This is a genomic window from Nitrospirota bacterium, from assembly GCA_020846775.1.
Taxonomy (GTDB): Bacteria; Nitrospirota; 9FT-COMBO-42-15; order HDB-SIOI813; family HDB-SIOI813; genus RBG-16-43-11.
This window is the reverse complement of the sequence record JADLDG010000002.1, coordinates 1-5,013: the sequence shown is the minus strand read 5'-3', so window position 1 is coordinate 5,013 and position 5,013 is coordinate 1. Positions and strand designations below refer to the sequence as shown.

General features: G+C 47.7%; 5 protein-coding genes. 3 read left to right on the top strand and 2 right to left on the bottom strand.

Annotated features, from left to right (window positions below; translation table 11 throughout):
• On the bottom strand, positions 1-658 hold a 658-nt coding region (locus tag IT392_00315; protein ID MCC6542931.1), incomplete at its 3' end, for a U32 family peptidase.
• Between the two features lie 168 nt (positions 659-826).
• Here IT392_00315 and IT392_00310 point away from each other — a divergent pair.
• On the top strand, positions 827-1,855 hold the full coding sequence (locus IT392_00310) for a M4 family metallopeptidase (GenBank protein MCC6542930.1): 1,029 nt from the start codon (positions 827-829) through the stop codon (positions 1,853-1,855).
• Complete coding sequence (locus IT392_00305) at positions 1,852-2,157, top strand: hypothetical protein (GenBank protein ID MCC6542929.1); 306 nt, start codon at positions 1,852-1,854, stop codon at positions 2,155-2,157. Before IT392_00310 ends, IT392_00305 begins: the two co-directional genes overlap by 4 nt.
• A 121-nt stretch (positions 2,158-2,278) precedes the next feature.
• On the opposite strand, the gene cysQ is transcribed toward IT392_00305, so the two are convergent.
• The gene (gene cysQ / locus IT392_00300; GenBank protein MCC6542928.1) at positions 2,279-3,046 is read right to left on the bottom strand and encodes a 3'(2'),5'-bisphosphate nucleotidase CysQ; all 768 of its coding nucleotides are present in this window, start codon (positions 3,044-3,046) and stop codon (positions 2,279-2,281) included.
• 111 nt (positions 3,047-3,157) lie between these two features.
• Between cysQ and IT392_00295 the strand changes: the two genes are divergently transcribed.
• Positions 3,158-5,013, top strand: a 1,856-nt coding sequence (locus tag IT392_00295) for a cation-translocating P-type ATPase (GenBank protein ID MCC6542927.1), incomplete at its 3' end; no start/stop codon positions are given.

Below are 5,013 nucleotides of genomic sequence, written 5' to 3'. Positions count from 1 at the left end.
TTTCATACACGGGAAAATGCTCCCCCGGTCTCTTCTCTTCCATAAGGGTATAGTCCCATCTGCAGGAGTTGGTGCATTCACCCATATTAGCGCTCCGGTCCGAAAGAAAGCTGCTGATATAACACCTTCCTGAATAAGATATGCATATTGACCCGTGAACAAATGCCTCGAGTTCGATAGTTGTTTTTCGTCTGATTTCCCTGATCTCGTCCAAAGACAATTCCCGTGAGAGTACGAGCCTTTTTGCCCCAAGGCCTTCCCAGAACAATGCGGCATCATAGTTGGTGATATTTGCCTGTGTGCTGATGTGGACGTCTATTTCAGGCGCCATTTTCCGGATCATCATAAAGACACCGGGGTCTGAAAGTATCACTGCATCGGGCCGGGCCTCTTTAAGAACCTTTATATGTTCTTCAATCCCTGGCAGGTCATTATTGTGAGGAAAAATATTAACAGTTACATATGCCCTGACCCCCAGGTCATGAGCATACTTAACTGCGCTTATTAATTCCTCAGGATAAAAGTTCCTCGCCCTCCCCCTGAGGCTGAATCTTGAATCTCCAAAATAGACCGCATCCGCACCATAATGAATGGCCGTCTTCAGTTTCTCAATATCCCCAGCCGGGGCAAGCAATTCAGGTAGTTTCAACTGTTGCATAGATACCCCATAATACTTTGTTTCATTTATTAAGTCCAAATCAATTTCTAAAACCTGATGAAATAGCCCTTGACAGGGTTCGAAAAATCGTCTAAATATTTAACTTGTTTGTCTGCAAGATTAGCTCAGGAGTTTCGCTATTTGTCTTTTAATAGAGGGAGGTGAGGCATGGGTATATGTTTTATTATCCCACCGTACATGTTGAAAGAGATCGCAATGAGAGGGAGTGCTCAGCAGATGCGTTGTGCCTGGGAGTCGCTGACCATGTCAGAGCAGATGCGTGGTCAACGTCTGTCACTGTCAGTGATTTCAGCAATAGGGAGTACGGCAACCGGCACGAGGCGGCGGACTGTTTATGATGCCGGTAATGGATATACCCTTCCGGGGCGGATCGTTAAATCAGAAGGGTCTGCGAAGATCAAAGATAAAACAGTCAACGAGGCGTATGCGGGTGCAGGACTTACATATGACCTGTTTAAGAAGGTCTTTGGCCGGAACTCTATAGACGACAGGGGGATGCGCCTTGATTCTACTGTCCACTATGGAAAGGATTATGACAACGCCTTCTGGAATGGACAGCAGATGGTTTATGGCGACGGGGACGGGGAGTTGTTTAATCGCTTCACGATAGCGCTTGATGTGATTGGCCATGAGCTGACCCACGGAGTTACACAATATGAGGCGGGACTTGAGTATCAGGGTCAATCCGGGGCACTGAATGAGTCCATGTCTGATGTCTTTGGTTCTCTCGTTAAGCAGTACAGGCGGCGCCAGGAGGCAAAGGATGCCGACTGGCTGATAGGGAAGGGTCTTCTCACCAAAAACGTCAATGGCAGGGGCCTTCGCTCCATGAAGGAACCGGGGACTGCATACGATGACCCGATTCTCGGCAGGGACCCGCAGCCGGGCCATATGAAGGATTATGTGAAGACCAGGGAGGATAACGGCGGTGTACACATCAACTCAGGGATTCCCAACCGGGCGTTCTATGAGACTGCTGTTCGTATGGGTGGACATGCATGGGATAAGGCAGGACAGATTTGGTATGTAGTATTACGTGACAGGCTCAGGCCGGGGTCTGATTTTAATGATGCGGCCGGCCTTACCACGGCTGTGGCAGGGGAGCTTTACGGAAGAGGGAGTCTTGAGGAGAAGGCGGTGAAGGAGGGATGGGCTGAAGTGGGAATTTCCATATGAAGATATATTTTAAAAGGACAGGCGGCCTGGCCGGTATCTCGCTATCCGTGACGCTGGACACTAAGAAACTTCCGGAAGAGGATGCCAGACGATTGCATAATCTGATAAATACCGTCTCTTTTTTTGAACAGCCGGACTCATTCCTTTCATCCAAACCCGGGGTTGACCGGTTTCATTTCGAAATAAGGGCAGAGACGCAGGGACGTGTCAAGACGATTGATATAGACGAGTCAGCAGTCCCGGCCCTGTTCAGGCCCATACTCGATTATTTAATCGAACTCGCACATGCCAGGAAAAAATAAAGAAGTGATTGAGGCATGTCTTACACAGGTACATGAAAATAATCCCCCTTAATCCCCCTTTTTCAAAGGGGGAAATTAGTTACCCCACTTTAGAAAAGGGGGGCAGGGGGGATTTGAAAGGCTATTTTCGGATGAAACCAGAAACAATAAAGCTGTCATTCTTCAATGAAGGCTTATTATACTTAAGCCGACGGCCTGATTGGTCCTCAACAGTACCACCCGCGACCTCCACGATGCACTGTCCTGCCGCTGTATCCCATTCCATTGTAGGGTTAAACCTGGGATATATGTCTGCCGCACCTTCAGCTACTGCACAAAATTTCAGGGAGCTTCCGAATGATTTCTTCTCCTTAACCTTAAGGTTGACTATGTATTGTTCCTCTTCCTTTGAGCTGTGAAGACGGCTTCCGACGACGATTAAACTGTCAGAAGGGTTTGTATTCCTGACATGTATCCTTGAAGCGTCACCTGTACCCTCTGCCTTCCATGCCCCTCCGTCAATAGATGCATAATACAACAACCCCTTTGCCGGCACATATATGACACCTATCACAGGTCTGTCCCCATTAATAAGTGCTATATTGACTGTAAAGTCCCCCCGCCTGCCGATGAATTCCTTTGTACCGTCAAGGGGGTCAACCAGCCAGAAGTAGGTCCACTCTTTCCTCTCATCATATTGTGGCAGGTTCCCTTCTTCTGAGATGCACGGTATATCACCATACTTCTCCTTTAAACCTTTCATGATAATATCGTGAGCCGCTGTATCTGCGGCCGTTACAGGAGAGTTGTCATCCTTGTAATCTATCTGATGGTCTGTTTTATAAAACTCCATAATGGCCTCTCCGGCCTGTCTGGACATCAGTATAAGATCGCTGATATCAATTTTCATTCACTGATACTATCATATGGAAAAATCACTTACAATCAATAAGAATATTGCATATTGGTTCTACGAATAGTAGCATAATATGCTAATGGACCCGGTATGCGGTTTTATCAAGTGCAAGAGACAACTATTTACATAGAAGCCATGTGCTGTGAAAATGAGGCACGGCTTGTGAAGAACAGTGTTCAGGGCTTGAACGGTATAAAGGGCTGTGATGCTAATCTTGTGTCACGGAGCCTGAAGGTCTCATATGACCCTGCTCTAATATCAATTAAAGACCTCCTGAAGGCAATAGATAAGACCGGCATGAAGGCCAGTCTGAAGAAAGAGGAAAAAGATGACCGGGCTGCTGTATGGTGGAGGCAGCCGCGATTACTTGCCCTTATTGCCTGCGGCTTATTCATATTTGCAGGATTTATCACTGAGATTATCCTTGGACTTCCCCATGGCAAGGCAAGACTCCTCTATGGAATCGCTATTATTGCCGGCGGCTATTACCCGGCAAAGATGGGGATCACCGCACTCAAGACTCTGACACCGAATATCAGGACGCTTATGGTTGTTGGCGCTATAGGGGCGTTGATCCTTGGACTCTGGGTGGAGGCAGCATTGCTGGTATTTATTTACTCCCTCGGCGATGTACTGGAGGCATATGCGACAGACAGGGTTAGAGGGGCTGTCAGGGCGCTTATGGGGATTGCACCTAAGGAAGCCTCGGTCAGAAGAAATGGTGAGATCGTTCTTCTATCTGTGGACGACATAGGGATTGGAGATACTGTTATTATTAAGCCCGGAGAGAGGGTCCCACTTGATGGAGAGGTTATCTCCGGTAACTCATCGGTAGATCAGGCGCCTATAACAGGTGAGTCAATGCCTGTAACAAAGGTACCCGGTGATGAAGTCTTTGCAGGGAGCATTAATCAGAGGGGGGCGCTTGAGGTCAGGGTATCGAAACTCTTTCAGGATACGACACTTGGCCGGATAATACATTATGTAGAAGAGGCAGAGTCACGGAAATCAGGATATCAGCGGTTCGGAGAGACCTTTGGCAGATACTACACCCCCTTAATGTTTGCGCTTGCAATTGTTGTGATGATAATCCCTGCCATAATCTTTGGTAATTTTTCAGGATGGTTTTACCGGGGGCTTGTTGTCCTTGTTGTCTCATGTTCCTGCGGAATTGCCCTATCTATACCAGTCTCAGTTGTTGCGGCTATTGCAAATGCAGCAAGACATGGAGTCTTAATCAAGGGCGGGGCATACCTGGAGATTGCCGGAAAAGTTAAGGCGATTGCTTTTGACAAGACAGGCTCTCTGACAGTTGGAAGGCCGGTTGTCACAGATGTGATACCGTTCGGAGGTGTTACAGAGGAGTCTGTACTGAGTATAGCGTCTTCAGTAGAGAGCCTTTCAGAGCATGTACTTTCTGACGCAATAATCAGCCGCACAAAGGAAAGGGGGATTTCTATACAGGAAGCCGCACGATTTGAGGCATTTCCCGGTGTTGGAGCCAAGGCTTTTGTGGATGGTAAACCTTACTGCGTTGGCAATAAATTGCTATGTGCAGATACTGGTATAATAACAAAAGATGCAGAGGAAAAAATAAAACAGCTTGAGGAAGAGGGTAAGACCCTTATCTTCTTAACTACCCTGGATGAACATCTCATAAACAGTGACTCACAAAGGATGATGCAAATCCCCCTTGATCCCCCTTTTTCAAAGGGGGAAATCAGCTTCCCCCCTTCTGGAAAGGGGTGGGGTGAGGAAATTCCCATCCCCTTCAAGGGGAGGGAAGGGGTGGGGATGGGGTCTTCAGGTGAACTGCTTGGTCTAATCGCCATCAGGGATGAAATCCGTCCTGAGGCAGCGAGTACACTAAAGCGGCTTAAAGAAATGGGGGTGACCGGCCTTGTTATGTTGACAGGAGATAATGAGCATGTGGCGCGTGTTATGGCGGAAAAGGCAGGGAT

Excerpts from the sequence above, each read along its gene's own strand:
- IT392_00310 (MCC6542930.1), top strand. The coding sequence starts at position 827 with ATGGGTATATGTTTTATTATCCCACCGTACATGTTGAAAGAGATCGCA.
- IT392_00305 (MCC6542929.1), top strand. The coding sequence starts at position 1,852 with ATGAAGATATATTTTAAAAGGACAGGCGGCCTGGCCGGTATCTCGCTA.
- cysQ (MCC6542928.1), bottom strand. The coding sequence starts at position 3,046 with ATGAAAATTGATATCAGCGATCTTATACTGATGTCCAGACAGGCCGGA.